The following is a 17,813-nucleotide window of genomic DNA, read 5'->3' as shown; positions in this document are numbered from 1 at the left end:
GCTCAGCCGCGCGGATGGTGCTGCTGGTGCAGCTCGCGCAGGCGTTCGCGGGCGACGTGGGTATAGATCTGGGTGGTGGAGATGTCGGCGTGCCCCAGCAGCAACTGCACCACGCGCAGGTCGGCGCCGTGGTTGAGCAGGTGCGTGGCAAAGGCATGGCGCAGCGTGTGCGGCGACAGCGGCGCGTGCACGCCGGCATCGCGCGCATGGCGCTTGATCAGGTGCCAGAACGCCTGCCGCGTCATGCCTTCGCCGCGCTGCGTGACGAACAGCGCGTCGCACGCGCGCCCGGCCAGCAGCGCCGGTCGCGCGCTGGCCAGGTATCGGCGCAGCCAGTCGCCGGCCTGCTGGCCGAACGGCACCAGCCGCTCCTTGTCGCCCTTGCCGCCGACCACGCGCGCCACGCCCTCGTTCAGGCCGATCTCGACAGTCTTCATCTGGGTCAGCTCCGACACGCGCAGCCCGCTCGCGTACATCAGCTCGAGCATGGTGCGGTCGCGCAGGCCCAGCGGGGTGTCGGTGTCAGGCGCCTCCAGCAGCGCGTCGACCTGGGCCTCGGTCAGGGTCTTGGGGTAGCGCGGCGGCTGCTTGGCGGGGCGCAGCAGCAGGCAGGGATCGGCCTGCACCAGGTGCTCGCGCAGCGCCCACTGGTAGAAGCGGCGGAACACCGCCAGGCGCCGGTTGGCCGACGACGCGCGGGTCTGCGTATGGCGCGCGCTGAAGTATGCCGACAGCGCGCCGTCGTCGGCGCCGAGCAGCTCGCCGCGCTGCTCCTGCTGCAGCCAGCGCGCCAGCAGTGTCAGGTCGCGCCGGTAGGCGTCGATGGTGTTGCGCGAGAGCCCGTCCTCCAGCCACAGCGCATCGCAGAAGCGGCCGACCAGCGCCTCGTCGGCAGCGCTGGCGACGGCGCTGGGCTCGGCTGCCGCCGGGGCGCCGCTCATATCAGCATGGCGCCCTCATGGCGCAGCAGCCAGCGTTTGACGTCGAGGTGGAAGCCGTCTTCGGCATGGTGCGAGAAGCCGCCGATGCCGCGTGCCGAAACCACGCGATGGCAGGGGACGAGGATCGGGAACGGGTTCTGCCCGCAGGCCTGGCCGACCGCGCGCGGCATCGCGCCGATGGCTTCGGCGATGGTGCCGTAGGTGGTGGTGGCGCCGCGCGGCACCGCGCAGATGGCCTGCCACACGCGCTGCTGGAAGGCGCTGCCGGCGGCGGCCAGCGGCACGTCGAAGGCGCTGTCGGGATCGTCGTAATAGGCCGCGAGCTGCGCCGCGAGCCGCTGCGTCAGCGCATCGGCCGGGGCAAGGCCCTCGACGTGCCCGGGAAGGTACACGATGGCCCGGATGCGCGCGCCGTCCGTGCGCACGCCGATCTTGCCGAACGGGGCGGTAAGGATGGCGTCGTAGGGTGCGGGCATGGCGGTCAGGCTGGGGCGAATGCTGGATTTTAGTGCTTTTTGGCGCGGGCAAGAAAAAAGGGCCGCCTCGCGGCGGCCCTTTGCGGGTGGCGTCACACCGCCCGGATCATTGCTCCAGCTTGATGTTCTGCACCTTCACGAGGTTCTTCATCTTGTCGAATTCCTTCTTGATCTCGGCCGCGTGCTGCGCCGGCGTGTTGCCCGACGGCTCGGCGCCGGCGGTGCGCAGGCGCTGCTGGAAGTCCTTGTCCTGCAGGGCCTTGACGGCGGCTTCGTTGAGCTTCTTGATGACCTCGTCAGGCGTGCCGGCCGGCGCCACCAGGCCGTACCAGGCCGGATCGTTCGGCTCTTTCAGGCCCATTTCGCCGAAGGTCGGCACATTGGGCAGCGACTCCAGGCGCTTGTTCCAGGCCACCACGATCGGACGCAGCTTGTTGGCCTTGATGTAGGGCATCGACGACGGCAGGTTGTCGACCATGATCGGCACCTGGCCGGCCAGCACGTCGTTCAGTGCCGGGCCCGCGCCGCGGTACGGGATATGGACCATGAAGGTCTTGGTCGAGACCTTGAACTGCTCGCCCAGCATGTGGCCGAAGCCGCAGGTGCCCGACGACGCGTACGAATACTTGCCAGGGTTGGCCTTCAGCACGGCCAGGAACTCCTTGTAGTCCTTGGCCGGGAAGTTGGGGTTCACCGCGATCACGTTGGCCACGTTGGCCAGGTTGGTGATGGGCTTGAAGTCCTTGATCGGGTCGTACGACAGCTTGGGGTTGCAGGCCGGGTTCACGGCCATGGTCGAGACCGTCGAGATGCCGATGGTATAGCCGTCCGGCGCGGCCTTGGCGATGGCGTCGGCGCCGATCGAACCGCCCCCGCCGGCGCGGTTTTCCACCACCACCGGCTGGCCCAGGATGCGGCTCATCTGGTCCGCCGCGCCGCGGCCGACGATGTCGGTGGTGCCGCCGGGTGCGAACGGAATGATCAGGCGGATCGGCTTGGTGGGGTAGCTCTGGGCTTGCGCCGCGGTGGCGGCGGCCGCCAGGGCCAGGGTCAGTGCGAGTTTGCCAGCTTGCATGAGATCATGTCTCCCGTCAGAAATCCGGGCAGGATGCCGCCCGGAAGCAAAAAAACCGTCGCAGTGCCACAGGTCGGGCGGTGCGCCGGCAGCGTAATCTGGGTCAGCCGCCCAGCAGGCCGCGCTTGACCCCGGCGTCGACCGGGTGTTCGCCCAGGAACACCCGCAGCAGGGCCTGGTAAAAGTCTTCGCCGGGAATCGGCCGGCCGCGCGGCGTGCCGTTGATGGCGACGACCGTCCCCGTTTGCGGGGAAAAATCCACGTTGATGACGTCGCCCTTGTGCGCGGTGCCGATCTCGCCCAGGGCGCGCTCGAACTGTACCAGCCGCGCCGCCAGCGCCTGCATCTGCGCCTCGCTGTGGTTGTCGCGCATGCCCTGGCGGATCGCGCGCACCACCGCCGGCGGCTCGGTCTCGCGCAGGATGCGTAACTGTAGCCGCTTGGCGCCGGACGTGCCCAGTACCACGGCCGCGTTGCGGGCCTTTTCCTCCAGGTACAGCGCGGCCACGTAGCCCTTGGTCAGGAAGCCGGTGCGCAGCGCCGCGCCATTGAGCTGCAGTTCCTTGCCGCCCACGCGCGCCGCATCGTCGAAACGCACGCCGGCGATCTCGACCGCGCGCGCCGGCCCCGGTACGGCATGCACCACGGCCGCGGCGCCGAGCGCTGCCAGCACGACGGCCAGGCGCAGGCGGTGGCCCGGCCGGAAAGCAGGGCTGAGTCGGGAGCGGAGGAGGGTGTCCACGCGCAGGCGCGCGGAACGGATGCGGGACAACATGGCGGCAGGCGTACAACTTGGCATGTCATGCTGCCCGAAATCTGGAAAAATACCTATCCGTATCTGCCCTAGGCTGCACATTCCGGCGTTTTTGCCGTTATCTCTCCCCACCGCGGTTTCGGTGCGACGGCTTCCCGGGCAGTGCCGCGCCATGCCACTGCCACCACCACAACAACCCTAGATGTCTTCCGCCCTCCTGCTGGTCCCGGACTTCAGCCTGATCCTGATCGGCTGGCTGCTGGTGCGCTATTCCCCCTTCGACCGCGCCTTCTGGAGCGGGGTGGAGCGGCTGGTCTACTTCGTCCTGTTCCCGGCGCTGCTGCTGCAGTCGACCAATACCGCGGTGCTGGACTTCTCGTCGACCTCGGCCATGCTGGGGCTGGCGCTGCTGGTGCTGGCCACCGGCCTGGCCGGCGGCTATGCCGTCAAATGGGTGCTGCGGCCGGATCCGGTCAGCTTTGCCTCGGGGCTGCAGACCGCGTTCCGCTTCAATTCCTATATCGGGCTGGCGCTGGCCGCGCGGCTGGGCGGCTCCGAAGGGCTGGCGCTGATGGCGGTGATCGTGGGCTGCACCGTGCCGCTGTGCAACGTGGCCGCGGTGTGGGCGCTGGCCCGGCATGGCCAGTCCGCGCTGTGGAAGGAACTGGCGCGCAACCCGCTGATCCTGGCCACCGCCGGCGGGCTGGCGACCAACCTGATGGGGCTGCACGCGCCCGAGGTGCTGGGCATGACGCTGAACCGGCTGGGCTCGGCGTCGACCGCGCTGGGCCTGATGACGGTGGGCGCGGGGTTGCAGATCAGCGGCGCCACCGGCACCGCCGGGCCGGTGGCGTGGTGGACCGGGGTCAAGCTGCTGGCGATGCCGTGCGTGGCCTGGCTGGTGGGGCGGCACCTGCCGCTGACCGCGCTGCAATACCAGATCGTGGTGCTGTACGCCTCGCTGCCGACCGCCTCCAGCGCCTACATCCTGGCCGTGCGCATGGGCGGCAACGGGCCGATGGTGGCGGCGACGATCTCGCTGATGACGGTGGCGGCGATCGTCACCACGCCGCTGTGGCTGGCGCTGGTGAGCTGACCTGGCCGGGGAGATGGGAGGTCAGCCTGCCCGTTGCGCTGGCGGGCCGCCTTGCGCCAGGGCCCAGTCGATATGTTCCTGCACCATGGGGGTGGCGGTCTCGCGCCGCGCCAGCAGTGCGCCGCGAATGCGCGCGGCCAGGGCCGCGTCCTCGGCGCGCGAGCCCGACAGTGCCGTGCGCAGGCTGTTGCCCAGTCCCACCGCCAGGTTGCGCAGCCAGCGCTCATGGCCGATGCGGCGGATCGGGCTGCCCTCGAGGCGCTGGTTGAATTCCGCTTCGGTCCATTGGAACAGCGCCACCATGTCCGGCGCATCGAGGCCGTTGCGCACGTCGAAGTCCGGCACCGTGGCCACGTGCGCGAACTTGTTCCACGGGCACGCCAGCTGGCAGTCGTCGCAGCCGTAGACGCGGTTGCCCATCGGTGCGCGGAATTCCACCGGGATCGCGCCCTTGTGCTCGATGGTGAGGTAGGAAATGCAGCGGCGCGCATCGAGCCGGTAGGGCGCGACGATGGCGCGCGTGGGGCAGATGTCCAGGCAGCGGTGGCAGCTGCCGCAATGGCCGGACTCGGGCGGATCGGCGGGCAGCGGGATGTCGACCAGGATCTCGCCGAGGAAGAACATCGAGCCGCCGTCGCGGTCCAGCAGCAGCGTATGCTTGCCGCGCCAGCCGAGTCCGCCCTGGCTGGCCAGCGCCACTTCCATCACCGGGGCCGAATCGGTAAAGACGCGATAGCCGAACTTGCCGATCTCGGCCTCGATCCGGCTGGCCAGCTGCTGCAGCCGGCTGCGCAGCACCTTGTGGTAGTCGCGCCCGCGCGCGTACAGCGACACCACCGCGGTGGCCGGGTCGTCCAGCCGCGCCAGTTCGTGGCGGCGCCAGTCGGCGGCGTTGGCGTGCGCACCGGCGACCGGGACATAGGGCATGCGCGCCACGATCGCGCGCACCGTGCCGGGCACCAGTTCGGCCGGACGGGCGCGCCGCAGGCCGTGGTTGGCCATATAATCCATGTCGCCGTGGTAGCCCTGCGCCAGCCAGGCCAGCAGTCCGGGCTCGGCGTGCGCGAGGTCGACATCGGCGATGCGCACCGAGGCAAAGCCCAGCGCCGCGCCCCATGCGCGGATCGACGCGGCCAGCGCCGCAAGCTCCCCCGGGCCCGCGGCCGCATGGCCGCTGGTGTCTGGTACTGGTGTGGGCGGCGCATCCGCCTGCCCGGGGGCGACTCGGTCGATCATTCCTGAATTGTACGCAATGCCCTTGCTCGAAGAACGCACCCTGACGCTGCCTGACGAAGCCGCCACCGCGCGCCTGGGCGCCGCGCTGGCCGCCGCCGTGCAGGCCATGCCGCCGCGCACGGTGCATGTGCAGCTTTCCGGTGACCTGGGCGCCGGCAAGACCACGCTGTCGCGTACCGTGCTGCGCGCCCTGGGCCACGCGGGCAAGGTCCGCAGCCCGACCTATACGCTGTGCGAGCCTTATGAAGTGGCCCGCGCCGACGGCTCGCCGCTGACGGTCTACCACTTCGACCTGTACCGCTTTGCCGATCCCGAAGAGTGGCTCGACGCGGGTTTTCGCGACTGCTTCGCCGAACCGGCCTTCAACCTGGTCGAGTGGCCGGAAAAGGCCGGGCGCCTGCTGGGGGAACCCGACCTGCACGTGTTGCTCCAATCGGACATGGCCGGCGCCGATGACGCCGGCGAGCGGCGGATCGCGACCATGCGCGCCTATACTCCCACTGGACTTACCTTGCTGAACGCATGCTGATCAAGCGACTTGCCACCGACCGCCCCGATGGACCCGACGGCCTGCTGCAGGCGCGCCGCAAATGGATGGCGCAGGCGCTGAAGCTGGGCGCCGGCACCGCCGTGCTGACGCTGGCCGGTCCGCAGATCGCGTTCGGCGCCGGCATCGTCGCGGTGCGCGTGTGGCCGGCGGAGGACTACACCCGCGTCACCATCGAATCCGATACGCCGCTGGCCGCGGTGCACCAGATGATCCGCGAGCCCGACCGGCTGGTGGTGGACATCGACGGCCTCGACCTGTCGCCCACGCTGCGAGAGCTGGTGGCCAAGATCACCCCGAACGACCCGTATATCCAGACCGTGCGCGTGGGGCAGAACCGCCCGCGCGTGGTCCGCATGGTGTTCGACCTGAAGGAAAACGTGGCGCCGCAGGTGTTCACGCTGGCGCCCATCGGCAGCTACCGCAACCGGCTGGTGTTCGACCTGTACCCGGTCAACCCGCCCGACCCGCTGTGGAAGCTGGTGCGCGACACCGAGGAAAAGCAGCGCCGCTTTGCCACCTCCGACCCGGCGCCGGGCGCGGAAGGCATCGCCGGCGCCCCGGCCGGCGCCGAAGAAGACGCCATCGGCGCGCTGGTGCGCCGCTTCGACGAGAAGGGCGAGGTGCCGCCCACCACCGCGCCGCTGCCGCCGCCGGTGGCCGCCGCAAGGCCACGACCCTCGACGCCGTCCACGGCGCCGGTGCCGCCGGTGCCGGCCCCGAACGCGCCCGTGGTGCCGCCGGTCGCGCGCGACAATCCCACTGCCGAGCGTCCGTTCAAGATGCGCCGCCTGCTGACCGTGGCGATCGACCCCGGCCATGGCGGCGAAGACCCGGGCGCGATCGGCGCGGCCGGCTCGCGCGAGAAAGACGTGGTGCTGCAGATCGCGCACCGGCTGCGCGCCAAGATCGACGCCCAGCCCAATATGCGCGCGATGATGACGCGCGACGCCGATTTCTTCGTGCCGCTGAACGTGCGCGTGCAGAAGGCGCGCCGGGTGCAGGCGGACCTGTTCGTGTCGATCCACGCCGACGCCTTCCTGTCGCCCGAGGCGCGCGGCGCGTCGGTGTTTGCGCTGTCCGAGCGCGGCGCGTCCAGCACCGCGGCGCGCTGGCTGGCCAACAAGGAAAACGCCTCGGACCTGATCGGCGGCGCCAACATGGGCAACAAGGATGCGCAGGTGGCACGCGTGCTGCTGGACCTGTCGACCACCGCGCAGATCAACGACAGCCTGCTGGTGGGCAAGGCCGTGCTGGGCGAGATCGGCGGCATCAACAAGCTGCACAAGGCCCACGTCGAACAGGCGGGGTTTGCCGTGCTGAAGGCGCCGGACATCCCGTCGATCCTGATCGAGACCGCGTTTATCAGCAATCCGGAAGAGGAGCGCAAGCTCAACGACAACGCGCACCAGGAGCAGCTGGCCAATGCCATCCTGAAAGGCATCCGTTCGTACTTCGCGCGCAATCCGCCGCTGTCGAAGAATCCGTCGGTCTGAGCCGTCGCGCCGGCGGCAGGCACAGAAAAAACCGGACATGCCCCAGGGCATGTCCGGTTTTTTTCATGGCCGCGTGCTTCAGGCGCGCGCGGTGGCCTGGTCCTCCAGCAACGCATCGCGGTTGGCATAGCGCGATGCGATCACCGAGCAGACGATCAGCTGCAGCTGGTGATAGACCATCAGCGGCAGTACCAGCAGCCCCAGCGCCGGATGGCCGGCAAACAGGATCTTGGCCATCGGGATGCCGTTGGCCAGGCTCTTCTTCGAGCCGCAGAACACCGCGGTGATCTCGTCCTCGACGGAAAAGCCCAGGCGGCGCGCGGTCAGCGTGGTAAAGCCCAGCACCACGAACAGCAGCACCGCGGCGATGCCCATCACCGCGCCGATGGTCTGCCACTGGTACTGGTGCCACAGGCCTTCGGCGGTGGCGTCGCAGAACGACGAATAGACGATCAGCACGATCACGCCGCGGTCGATCTTGTTGGTGATGTGCTTCTTCCTGGCGAGCCAGCTGCCGATCAGCGGGCGCAGCAGCTGTCCCAGCGCGAACGGCAGCAGCAGCTGCAGCGCCACGCCGGTCAGCGCCTTGCCCAGCGGCATCGAGGCGCCGCTGGCGCTGATCACCAGCCCCATCAGCAGCGGCGTCACCAGCATGCCGATCAGGCCCGAGATGGTGGCGTTGAAGATCGCGCCCGAGACATTGCCGCGCGCCATCGAGGTCATGGCCACCGACGACGACACCGTCGACGGCAGCGCGCACAGGAAGAACACGCCCAGCAGCAGGTCGGCCGGCAGCGTATTGCGCAGCGACAGCATCAGCAGCGCACCGACCACCGGGAACACCACGTAGGTGAAGACCTGCACGAACACATGCAGGCGCCAGTGCTTGGCACCCGCCACCAGCTTGTCGCGCGACAGCGCCGCGCCGTGCAGGAAGAACACCAGCGCCACGCCCAGGCTGGTCACCACGCCGAGGTGCAGCGGGCCGTCGCCGGTGCCGAGTTCGGGCGCGGCCAGCGCGATGGCGATGGCGGACAGCATGACGAGCACAAAGCCGTCGATCAGGTCATAGAGCTTCTTGAGGTTGCGGACAATACGGGACATGACTGCGGGTGAAATCCTGCGATGTTAGGGTTTTGCCTAGTATTGGACGCCAGCCGGGTCTAGAATGCAAATTCATTTATAGAATCTATTTATCCACTTGTTGCATGAATTACACATTGCGCCAGCTGCGTGTGTTCCTGGCGGTGGCCAGCAGCGGCGGATTCAGCCGGGCCGCGGACGCCGTCGGACTGACCCAGCCGGCGGTCAGCCGCGGCGTTGCCGAGCTGGAAGACGCGCTCGGCGTGCGCCTGCTGGACCGCACCACGCGCGAAGTGGTGCTGACCGAAGCCGGCCATGCGCTGGCACCGGCGCTGGAGCGCCTGCTCGGGCAGCTCGACGATACCCTCGAAGAAACGCGGCAGCTGGGTGAACGCTATCGGGGTCGTGTAGTGATAGCCGGCGCGCCGACGATTTCGGCCCGGCTGATGCCGCTCTACGTGGCCGCGTGCGCCGCGCAGTATCCCGAGATCCGCCTGACCGTGCGCGATAACGTCCAGGCCGACGGGCTGGAGCAGGTGCGCGCCGGTGCGGTGGATTTCGGCGTGCTGATCGACCCGCTGGTGCGCGACGGGCTGCTGGTGGAGCCGGTGGCGACGGACCCGTTCTGCTTCGTTTGCCGGCGCGACCATCCGCTGGCGCAGGCGGAATCGGTGCCGTGGTTGGCGCTGCATGGGATGCGGCTGGTGCTGCTGGACTTTGCCTCGGGCAGCCGGCCGCTGATCGACCGCGTGTTCGGCCGCCACGGCGTGGTGCCGCAGGTGGTGCAGGAGCTGGGCCATTCGGCCAGTGTGTTCGGCATGGTCGAGGCCGGCATCGGCGCCTCGGTGCTGCCGTCGTTCTCGCTGCCGCTGCCGGCGGCGTCGCCGCTGGTGTGGCGCCCGCTGGTGCCGCGCGAGGAGCGCAGCATCGTCATGGTGCGGCGCGAGGACCGCTCGCTGTCGCCGGCCGCGGCGGCGGTGTGGGAACTGGTGCGGCGCCTGACCGTGCGGGCCGAAGCGCCAACGATCAGCGCTGCGGCCTGAGCAGGCTTGCTCCTGTCAGCGCGCGGTGACCATCACCGCTTCCAGCTCGAAGCTGCCGTCTGCCTGCACGCGATAGTGCTCGCGCACTTCCGCGGGCGCCACCTGCCACAGGTGCCGGATCGCGTCCACCGCGACCGCCGGCGTGCGCATGCGCTGCACCCAGCTGTCGAACTCAATGCCGATGCGCCAGGTTTCTGATACGGCAATCGCTTCCGCGGCAAAGCCCGCGGCTTCGAACATCGCGCGCCAGCCTGCCGGCGTGTAGTCGCGCACGTGCGAGGGATCGCGCAGCAACTCGACCGATTGCAGCCAGGTATCGCGCAACGGGTCCGGCGCGCCGGCGATGTCGATCATCACCACCTTGCCGCCGGGCTTGAGCACGCGGCGAATTTCCGCCAGCGCGGCCGGCACGTCGCGCCAGTGGTGCGCGCTCATGCGCGACACCACCGCGCAGAAGCTGGCATCGCCGAACGGCAGTTGCTCGGCCGCGCCCTGGCGGGTGCGCACGTTGGCCAGCCCGCGTTCGCGCGCAGCGGCCTCGACCACAGCCAGCATGTCGGCCGACAGGTCGTAAGCAGTCACCTCGCCCGCCATCGCCGCGGCGGCAAAGCTGGCATGGCCGGCGCCGCAGCCCAGGTCGAGTACGCGGCTGCGTGCGCGATTGGCCGCGGGAATCAGCGCGGCCAGTTCGTCCTTCAGTTGCTGCAGGTCCGCGCCGCTGGCGTGGACCGCGCTGGTGAGATAGGCGCTGGCGGTGGCGCCGAACTGGGCGGCGACGAGTTCCTGTTGCTGCATGGTGCTGGGCTCCTTGTGCCGCGGCCGAGCCAGGGCGGGCGGCGCTGTTGTTGTCGGGGAGGGGACTTGCCCGCGAGGCGGGTCCGGCATACTGTAGGCCGGTCGTTTTCCCGGTACAAGTCATCGCTTTATCCTGGTATAAGTGCCACCAGCCTGCCATGCCGCCACACGCCCAACCTTCCGCTTCGCCCGCCTCGCCAGCCTCGCGCGAAGCCGTGCTCGGCGCTTTCCTGCGCGCGCACCGGGAACGCCTGGCGCCGGCGGACGTGGGCCTGGCGCCCGGCCAGCGCCGCCGCACGCCGGGCCTGCGCCGCGAGGAAGTGGCGCAGCTGGCGGGACTGAGCACGACCTGGGTGACGTGGCTGGAGCAGGGTCGGCCGGTGTCGCTGTCGGCGCGCGCGCTGGCCAGCCTGGCCGCGGCGCTGCGGCTGTCGCGCGCCGAGCGCGCCTACCTGTTCGAGCTGGCCGGGCGGCGCGACCCGCAACACGCCGAGGGCGAGCCGGTGCCGCCCGCGGTGCTGGCGAGCGTGCATGCCATCGACGGGCCGGCCTACCTGCTCGACCGGCAATGGACCGCGCTGGCCTGGAACGCCGCGGCCGCGGACCTGTTCACCGGCTGGCTCGACGCCGCCGGCACCGAGCGCAACCTGCTGCGCGCGATGTTCCTGTCGCCGGCGCTGCAGGCACTGGTGCAGGACTGGCCGCATCGCGCCGCCCGGCTGGTGGCGGAGTTCCGCGCGCACAGCATCCGCCACGCCGACGCGGCGCCGACGCGGGCATTGATCGAGGGACTGATGGCAGAGAGCGCGGACTTCCGCGCCGCCTGGCTGTCGCAGGACGTGGAAGACCGGGAAGGCGGGCGCCGCGGCTTTCGCCATCCGCGCCAGGGTGCGCTGCAGTTCGAGCAGCTGACGCTGGTGCCCGCGGCGGCGCCGGGGCTGATGCTGGTGATGCTGCTGCCCGGCTGAGCGGGCAGCGCGCTGCGCTTACTTGGGCTGCATCCGGATCGCGCCGTCCAGGCGGATCACCTCGCCGTTGAGCATGGGGTTCTCGATGATCGAGCGCGCCAGCTTCGCGTATTCGGCGGGCCGGCCCAGCCGCGACGGGAACGGCACCATCTTGCCCAGCGCGTCCTGCACCTCCTGCGGCATGCCCAGCAGCATCGGGGTCTCGAACAGGCCCGGGGCGATGGTCATGCAGCGCACGCCGTCGCGCGCCAGGTCGCGCGCGATCGCCAGCGTCATGCCGACCACGCCGCCCTTGGACGCGGCATAGGCGGCCTGCCCGATCTGCCCGTCGAAGGCCGCCACCGAGGCGGTATTGATGATCACGCCGCGCTCGCCCTCGCTGTCCGGCGCGTTCTGCACCATCGCCGCGGCGGCCAGGCGGATCATGTTGAAGGTGCCGATCAGGTTGATGCGGATGGTCTTGTCGAAGGCATCGAGCGGATGCGGACCATTCTTGCCGACCGTCTTGTTGGCGGTGGCAATGCCGGCGCAGTTGACCAGGCCGGCAAGGCGGCCAAGCGACTGCGCCGCCGCGACCACGGCCTGGCCATCGGCTTCCGAGGTGACGTCGCAGCGCACGAACCGGCCTCCGGTCTCGGCCGCCAGCGCCTGGCCGGCAGCCTCGTTCAGGTCGGCAATGACAACCCTGGCGCCGGCTTCGGCGAGCAGCCGGGCGGTGCCGGCGCCAAGGCCGGAGGCGCCGCCGGTGATGATGAAGACGTTGTCCTTGATTTCCACGATGGTGTCTCCTCGGTATGGTTTCCGTTTACGTAAACGTTAAGCATTGTACGGAGGCGGGGCCGATGTGCAAGGGGCGGTCAATTTCCGGTAAGGGTACTGTTCAGGTGAAGTTGCCCGAAAATTGGGCGCCGATCACCCCGACGTCACTGAACGGTCGTTCACACTGGATCACACGGTCTTTCACAGCGGACCACCGTACCTTGCAAGACGTGGAGGGGATTGCGCGCCAGTCTGCGGTATGGACGCACTTCAAACGCCGGTCGACCGTGGTCGGTCACGACCATCGTTTCTCCGTTGGTTTCAATCTGGCGAAAATATTCGAGCGCGCGTGCCTTGAAATCCGTTTTCGATATATGGCTGGGCGGCATGCCGTCTCCAGATTAGCCGACGATTCGAACCATCACGATGCCAGAGCAACGTTCTTTGCTCAATAAAAAAAGCGGCCCGAAGGCCGCTTTCGTTTTCTTGCAGTGTCCAGCGAGACAATTACTTCAGCGCCTCGAACACCCGCGCCGTGATCTCGTCGACGCTGCCGACGCCCAGGATCTTGCGGTACTTCGGCGGCGCCACCTTGGCCGCGGCGTCGCCGTTGGCCGCCCAGGCCGAGTAGTAGTCGACCAGCGGGCGGGTCTGCTGCGAGTAGACGTCGAGGCGCTTCTTGACGGTTTCTTCCTTGTCGTCGTCGCGCTGGATCAGCGGCTCGCCGGTCTCGTCGTCGACGCCTTCCGCCTTCGGCGGGTTGTACTTGAGGTGGTAGGTGCGGCCCGATGCCACGTGCACGCGGCGCCCGCTCATGCGTTCGATGATGGCGTCGAACGGCACGTCGATCTCGAGCACGTAGTCGATCGCCACGCCCGCGTCCTTCATCGCCTCGGCTTGCGGAATGGTGCGCGGGAAGCCGTCGAACAGGTAGCCGCTCTTGCAGTCGTCCTGCTTCAGGCGGTCCTTCACCAGGCCGATGATGATGTCGTCCGACACCAGTCCGCCCGCGTCCATGACCTTCTTGGCTTCCACGCCCAGCGGCGTGCCGGCCTTCACCGCGGCGCGCAGCATGTCGCCGGTGGAGATTTGCGGAATGCCGAACTTCTCGCAGATGAACTTGGCTTGCGTGCCTTTGCCGGCGCCAGGCGCGCCCAACAGGATCAAACGCATTTACGGGTCCTCAGAGTTTTTAATCCGGTATGGCGGGAGATCAGAAGGAGGGTAACGCCGTAACTTGACGCGAGACTGACTGCGGTCCCGGGACGCGCTGACTGCGTTCAGCGCGGGCACGGCTCAGGCGTACCCACGCGTACGGCCGGCGGCGGCTGCCAGGGGGATGGCGGCGCGGCGCACCGGACGGGCTCTATCTTTATCTCCCCACCGAGCCTTGGCCGGCGGCGCGATTGCTCGCGCCAGCGGGGCGGCTCTGTATCGGCAAGCATTATGCCATGAGGCAGCCGGGATTCGGCCCGAAATCGGCCCCCCGGTTCGGTTGCAGCAGAATCGACCTGAGCGGGCAGGCGCCGCCCGCGCTGGCGGCGATGCCCGGGGGGATGCCTGTCAGGGCCCTTCCTGGGCCATCGACTGCGCCCACAGCGCGCGCACCCGCTCGAGGTCGGCCTGGGTGTCGACGCCGGGCGCGGGCGCGCCGGCGGTCTGCATCACCGCGATGCGCTCGCCGTGCCACATCGCGCGCAGCTGCTCCAGCGCCTCGGCCTGCTCGAGCGGCGCTGCCGCCAGCGTCGGGAAGCGGCGCAGGAAGCCGGCGCGATAGGCGTACAGGCCGATATGGCGCAGCACCGGCATGTCGGGCAGCGGCACCCGGGCCGATTCGGCGGGCATGGCCGGCACGCCGGACCATGCGTCGCGCGCCCACGGAATCGGCGCGCGCGAGAAATACAGCGCGCGCCCGGCGGCGTCGCACACCACCTTGACCACGTTGGGGTTGAACACCTCGGCGCTGTCGTGCAGCGGATGGGCCGCGGTGGCGATGGCGCAATCGGCGTGGTGCGCCAGGTGCAGCGCGACTTCGTCGATCAGCGCCGGCTCGATCAGCGGCTCGTCGCCCTGCACGTTGACGACGATGGCGTCATCGGCCAGGCCCAGTTGCGCGGCGACCTCGGACAGGCGGTCGGTGCCGGAAGGGTGGTCGGCGCGGGTCAGCACCGCTTCGATGCCGTGCGCGGCGCAGGCCTGCGCCACCGCCGGCGCGTCGGTGGCGACCACGGTGCGCTGCGCCGACGACGCATGCGCGCGCTCGGCCACGCGCACCACCATCGGGCGCCCGCCGATATCGGCCAGGGGCTTGTCGGGCAGGCGGGTCGAAGCCAGCCGTGCGGGAATGACGACGGTAAACGCGGGCAGGGTCATGGCCGCGCTGCTCAGTTGCCCGCCGGCGCGTCCGGCTCGATCACGCGGCCCGGCACCGACTGGCGGGCCTCGTCGGCCAGCATCACGGGAATGCCGTCGCGGATCGGGTAGGCCAGCTTGTCGGCGTGGCAGATCAGCTCCTGCGCGGCGCGGTCATATTCCAGCTTGCCCTTGCATAGCGGGCAGACCAAGATTTCAAGCAGCCGGTTGTCCATCTCGGTGTTCCTCGTTGCGCCCGGCGGCGCCGCTCGCGGCGGCCGGCGCGGTCGGCGCGGGTTGGATTTGCGCCTGCACGGCGCGGCGGATTTTATCGATCAGGCCCGCATCGATCACGGGCCGGGTGGGCACGACCCAGATGCGCGGGTCGTCGAAGCGCTCGCATTTTACGGCATCCTTCTCGGTGATCAGGATCACGTCGGCATCGAGCGCATCGGGATGGTCGACGAACGGGTCGACCACGAAGTCATAGTGGTCCGGCAGCGGCAGTGTCTTCGGCGCCAGGCCGGCGCCGCGCAGGCTGGCGAAGAAGCGCTCGGGATTGCCGATGCCGGCCGCGGCAAGCACGCGCCGGCCGGCGAAGGCGCTGAGCGGCCGCGCCATGGTGGGGTCGGCGAGCTGCCAGGCGTCATCCAGTTCCAGCCGCATGCCGTACACGCCGGGATAGTCGGGCGTGGCGCGGAAATTGGGGTCGTTGATCAGGGTGGCGTCGCGCGGGCGCGAGAGCGGCTCGCGCAGCGGGCCCGCCGGCAGCATCAGCCCGTTGCCGCCCATGCGCGCGTCGAACATCACGATCTCGAAGTCGCGCTGCAGCTTGTAATGCTGCAGGCCGTCGTCGAGCAGCAGGACGTTGATGCCGGGGTGCGACACCAGCATGGCCTGCGCGCACAGAGCGCGGTCGGGGTAGACCCAGACCGGCACGTCGGTGGCGCGCGCGATCAGCAGCGGTTCGTCGCCGACGTCGCCGGCCTGCGAGGTCGGCTTGACCCGGCGCGGGTGCTTCAGCTGCACGCCGTAGCCGCGCGAGACCACGCCCGGCCGCAGCCCGGCCTCGGTCAGTGCATGCGCCAGCGCGATCACCGCCGGGGTCTTGCCGGTGCCGCCGACGGTGACGTTGCCCACCACCACCACTGGCATCGGCAGCCGCGTCGACCTGAACCAGCCGCGCTGGTAGCCATGGCGGCGCACCCGCGCGACCAGGCCGAACAGCAGCGAGAACGGCAGCATCAGCCACGCGAACCAGCCGCGGCGTTGCCACTGGGCGGTCACGAAGTCGGCAAGGGCATGGCGGGGAACGGGCATGGACGCGGCGGGCGAGAGTCGATGGTCGGGATGCGATTGTAGTGCGCTCGCGGCTTCGCCCCTGGGGGCGGCCCAACCATTATGGGCACTGCCGTGCGCATGGGGCAAGCCCGCGGACCGCGCGCGGCAGGCGCGGCCCGGCCCCGGGGTCAGCGCGGCTGCGCGCTCTGCGTGGCGAAGGTCAGGCGCGACAGCCCGGCCAGCCGCGCGGCCTCCATCACGTTGACCACGGCCTGGTGCGTGGCCTGGGCGTCGGCGTTGACGATCACCACCGGCGGCTGGCCGCCGGTGCCCGCGGCGGTGCGCAGCTGGTCGGCCAGGCTGGTGACGTCCTTCTGCTCCATCACCTGCTTGTTGACCGAGTAGACCCCGCGCGAGGACACCGACACCACGATCTCCTGCGGCTGCTGCCGGGCGCGTTCGGCGTCGGCGGTGGGCAGCTGGATCTGCAGCTCGGTAAAGCGCGAGTACGTGGTCGTGATCATCAGGAAGATCAGGATCACGAGCAGCACGTCGATCAGCGGGATCAGGTTGATCTCCGGCTCTTCGCGCCGCTGGCGGGAACGGAAGTGCATGGCGTTCGGGTGGGCGTGCCGCGCTCAGGCGCGGCGCTGCGGCAGGATGGCGTCGAGAAACGAGGTGGCGCGGAATTCCAGCTCGGCCACGTAGTCGTCCACGCGGCGGCGGAAGTAGCGCCAGAAGATCAGCGCCGGGATCGCCACGATCAGGCCGAAGGCGGTGTTGTACAGCGCCACCGAGATGCCGTGCGCCAGCTGCTCCGGGCTGGTGCCGGTGCCGCCCTGGCTGCCGAAGATCTCGATCATGCCGATCACCGTGCCCAGCAGCCCCATCAGCGGGGCCACCGAGGCGATCGTGCCGAGTGCGTTGAGGTAGCGCTCGAGCTCATGCGCGACCACGCGGCCGGCTTCCTCGACCACGTCCTTGGCGGCGTCGCGCGAGGTATGCGGCTGCAGCACCACGTGGCGCAGCCCGGCGGCCAGCACGCGGCCCAGCGGTGAATTCTGCTCCAGCGTGTTGACCACTTCCGGCGTGGCACGGCGCTGCTGCGCGGCCGCCAGCGCCTCTTCATAGAGCTTCGCCGGCAGCACCTTGCTGCGCTTGAGCGACAGGAAGCGTTCGACGATCAGCGCCAGCGCGATGACCGAGGCGAGCAACAGCGGCCAGATCGGCCAGCCGGCCGCTTGAATGATGGAAAACAATTGGACCCCCGGGATCGACAACCGAATTACGAAACCCCAAACCACCAACCGGCATGCCTTGAGGCGCGTGGGCATGATGCCTTGCTGCGCGCTCCGGCATTGCTCTGAAAAAACAGGCGCCACTCTAACCCGCGGCCTGGCGCGCGGCAAGGGACGATGGGCGCCTGTCTCCGGCGCGCATCGTGTCACTGCCGTACAGGCTGCCGCTTTCCACAGCCGGCAGGGACAGTGTTGTGGATCGATTGTGGAAAGCCGCCGGACAAGATGGCTAACTCATTGATCGGAAAGGGCGAAACAGATGCTGCTTAAATTTTGTGCAACAGCGCTCCCCAGCGGCTGCGGCGCATCCGGCACGTGCCGCGGCGACCGCTGCCACGGTTTCGGGCCCGGCTTCGGTGCGCAAGCGCACGACTTTCCACAAAGCAGCGGGACAGTACTGTGGAGGGCTTGTGGAAAGGTGCCGGAGAGTTTCCATAAGACGTTGATTCCAAAGGGACTCCAACTCCCTGCTTAAAAAACGGGCAGACAGGCTTATTCGCTTTGGGCCGGCGCTGCAGCGGGCGGGCGTGGTCAAAGGCAGGGCTTGTCCACAGCGAGGAGGGAGAGCGCTGTGGATGGCTTGTGGACAAATCCGGGAGAAGATACGCAAGCG

20 protein-coding genes are annotated in these 17,813 nt (G+C 69.3%); 5 read left to right on the top strand and 15 right to left on the bottom strand.

Going from position 1 to position 17,813, the window contains the following annotated elements; translation table 11 throughout:
- Nucleotides 1-2 precede the first annotated feature (2 nt).
- From xerD to U9J39_RS27735, 4 genes are all read right to left on the bottom strand, one after another.
- A complete protein-coding gene (gene xerD / locus U9J39_RS27750) occupies nt 3-941 on the bottom strand; it encodes a site-specific tyrosine recombinase XerD (RefSeq protein WP_115679478.1) in 939 nt (312 codons plus the stop codon).
- Nucleotides 938-1,417 (bottom strand): methylated-DNA--[protein]-cysteine S-methyltransferase, encoded by a 480-nt coding sequence (locus U9J39_RS27745; protein WP_115708310.1) that lies wholly within the window; start codon nt 1,415-1,417, stop codon nt 938-940. The genes xerD and U9J39_RS27745 overlap by 4 nt, the downstream gene beginning before the upstream one ends.
- A 106-nt stretch (nt 1,418-1,523) precedes the next feature.
- Nucleotides 1,524-2,492, bottom strand: coding sequence for a tripartite tricarboxylate transporter substrate binding protein BugE (locus tag U9J39_RS27740; protein WP_115662932.1), 969 nt, complete (start codon nt 2,490-2,492; stop codon nt 1,524-1,526).
- A gap of 103 nt (nt 2,493-2,595) precedes the next feature.
- Nucleotides 2,596-3,291, bottom strand: a complete 696-nt coding sequence (locus U9J39_RS27735; RefSeq protein WP_326348643.1) for a chalcone isomerase family protein — start codon at nt 3,289-3,291, stop codon at nt 2,596-2,598.
- A gap of 157 nt (nt 3,292-3,448) precedes the next feature.
- On the opposite strand from U9J39_RS27735, the gene U9J39_RS27730 reads away from it, so the two are divergent.
- Entirely contained in the window at nt 3,449-4,342 is an 894-nt protein-coding gene (locus U9J39_RS27730; protein WP_326348642.1) for an AEC family transporter, read from the top strand.
- 21 nt (nt 4,343-4,363) lie between these two features.
- Here the strand turns inward: U9J39_RS27730 and queG are convergent, their stop codons facing one another.
- Nucleotides 4,364-5,578 (bottom strand): tRNA epoxyqueuosine(34) reductase QueG, encoded by a 1,215-nt coding sequence (queG, locus tag U9J39_RS27725; protein WP_115708316.1) that lies wholly within the window; start codon nt 5,576-5,578, stop codon nt 4,364-4,366.
- Between the two features lie 16 nt (nt 5,579-5,594).
- Here queG and tsaE point away from each other — a divergent pair, with 16 nt between their 5' ends.
- Together tsaE and U9J39_RS27715 are read left to right on the top strand one after the other, a co-directional pair.
- Complete coding sequence (tsaE, locus tag U9J39_RS27720; RefSeq protein WP_115708318.1) at nt 5,595-6,107, top strand: tRNA (adenosine(37)-N6)-threonylcarbamoyltransferase complex ATPase subunit type 1 TsaE; 513 nt, start codon at nt 5,595-5,597, stop codon at nt 6,105-6,107.
- On the top strand, nt 6,101-7,621 hold the full coding sequence (locus tag U9J39_RS27715; RefSeq protein ID WP_116378193.1) for an N-acetylmuramoyl-L-alanine amidase: 1,521 nt from the start codon (nt 6,101-6,103) through the stop codon (nt 7,619-7,621). Before tsaE ends, U9J39_RS27715 begins: the two co-directional genes overlap by 7 nt.
- A gap of 78 nt (nt 7,622-7,699) precedes the next feature.
- Here U9J39_RS27715 and U9J39_RS27710 read toward each other — a convergent pair whose 3' ends face one another.
- Nucleotides 7,700-8,725, bottom strand: coding sequence for a bile acid:sodium symporter family protein (locus U9J39_RS27710; protein WP_018008907.1), 1,026 nt, complete (start codon nt 8,723-8,725; stop codon nt 7,700-7,702).
- A 104-nt stretch (nt 8,726-8,829) separates the two neighbouring features.
- Between U9J39_RS27710 and U9J39_RS27705 the strand changes: the two genes are divergently transcribed.
- The gene (locus tag U9J39_RS27705) at nt 8,830-9,747 is read left to right on the top strand and encodes a LysR family transcriptional regulator (protein ID WP_326348640.1); all 918 of its coding nucleotides are present in this window, start codon (nt 8,830-8,832) and stop codon (nt 9,745-9,747) included.
- Between the two features lie 15 nt (nt 9,748-9,762).
- Here the strand turns inward: U9J39_RS27705 and U9J39_RS27700 are convergent, their stop codons facing one another.
- A complete protein-coding gene (locus tag U9J39_RS27700) occupies nt 9,763-10,542 on the bottom strand; it encodes a class I SAM-dependent methyltransferase (RefSeq protein ID WP_326348639.1) in 780 nt (259 codons plus the stop codon).
- A 158-nt stretch (nt 10,543-10,700) separates the two neighbouring features.
- Here U9J39_RS27700 and U9J39_RS27695 point away from each other — a divergent pair, with 158 nt between their 5' ends.
- On the top strand, nt 10,701-11,510 hold the full coding sequence (locus tag U9J39_RS27695) for a helix-turn-helix transcriptional regulator (protein ID WP_116312198.1): 810 nt from the start codon (nt 10,701-10,703) through the stop codon (nt 11,508-11,510).
- An 18-nt stretch (nt 11,511-11,528) separates the two neighbouring features.
- Here the strand turns inward: U9J39_RS27695 and U9J39_RS27690 are convergent, their stop codons facing one another.
- From U9J39_RS27690 to U9J39_RS27655, 8 genes are all read right to left on the bottom strand, one after another.
- Nucleotides 11,529-12,287 carry a 3-hydroxyacyl-CoA dehydrogenase gene (locus U9J39_RS27690; protein WP_018008911.1) on the bottom strand — a complete coding sequence of 253 codons (759 nt, stop codon included), beginning with the start codon at nt 12,285-12,287 and terminating at the stop codon, nt 11,529-11,531.
- A gap of 161 nt (nt 12,288-12,448) precedes the next feature.
- Nucleotides 12,449-12,658: a type II toxin-antitoxin system Phd/YefM family antitoxin gene (locus U9J39_RS27685; RefSeq protein ID WP_326348637.1), complete on the bottom strand. Its 210-nt coding sequence runs from the start codon at nt 12,656-12,658 to the stop codon at nt 12,449-12,451.
- 118 nt (nt 12,659-12,776) lie between these two features.
- A complete protein-coding gene (adk, locus tag U9J39_RS27680) occupies nt 12,777-13,442 on the bottom strand; it encodes an adenylate kinase (protein ID WP_115679490.1) in 666 nt (221 codons plus the stop codon).
- Between the two features lie 390 nt (nt 13,443-13,832).
- Nucleotides 13,833-14,642, bottom strand: coding sequence for a 3-deoxy-manno-octulosonate cytidylyltransferase (gene kdsB, locus U9J39_RS27675; protein ID WP_115679491.1), 810 nt, complete (start codon nt 14,640-14,642; stop codon nt 13,833-13,835).
- Nucleotides 14,643-14,653: 11 nt separating this feature from the next.
- Nucleotides 14,654-14,857: a Trm112 family protein gene (locus U9J39_RS27670; RefSeq protein WP_012351886.1), complete on the bottom strand. Its 204-nt coding sequence runs from the start codon at nt 14,855-14,857 to the stop codon at nt 14,654-14,656.
- Nucleotides 14,838-15,941, bottom strand: a complete 1,104-nt coding sequence (gene lpxK, locus U9J39_RS27665; protein WP_326348636.1) for a tetraacyldisaccharide 4'-kinase — start codon at nt 15,939-15,941, stop codon at nt 14,838-14,840. Before lpxK ends, U9J39_RS27670 begins: the two co-directional genes overlap by 20 nt.
- A 149-nt stretch (nt 15,942-16,090) precedes the next feature.
- Nucleotides 16,091-16,516: an ExbD/TolR family protein gene (locus U9J39_RS27660; protein WP_115679493.1), complete on the bottom strand. Its 426-nt coding sequence runs from the start codon at nt 16,514-16,516 to the stop codon at nt 16,091-16,093.
- A 24-nt stretch (nt 16,517-16,540) separates the two neighbouring features.
- The gene (locus U9J39_RS27655) at nt 16,541-17,161 is read right to left on the bottom strand and encodes a MotA/TolQ/ExbB proton channel family protein (RefSeq protein WP_026164567.1); all 621 of its coding nucleotides are present in this window, start codon (nt 17,159-17,161) and stop codon (nt 16,541-16,543) included.
- Between the last annotated feature and the right edge of the window lie 652 nt (nt 17,162-17,813).

Origin of the sequence: Cupriavidus sp. SS-3, assembly GCF_035818815.1 — a bacterium.
GTDB classification, from domain to species: Bacteria; Pseudomonadota; Gammaproteobacteria; order Burkholderiales; family Burkholderiaceae; genus Cupriavidus; species Cupriavidus taiwanensis_C.
Note: the sequence above shows the minus strand (reverse complement) of the source record. Positions and strands in the feature narration are given on the sequence as shown.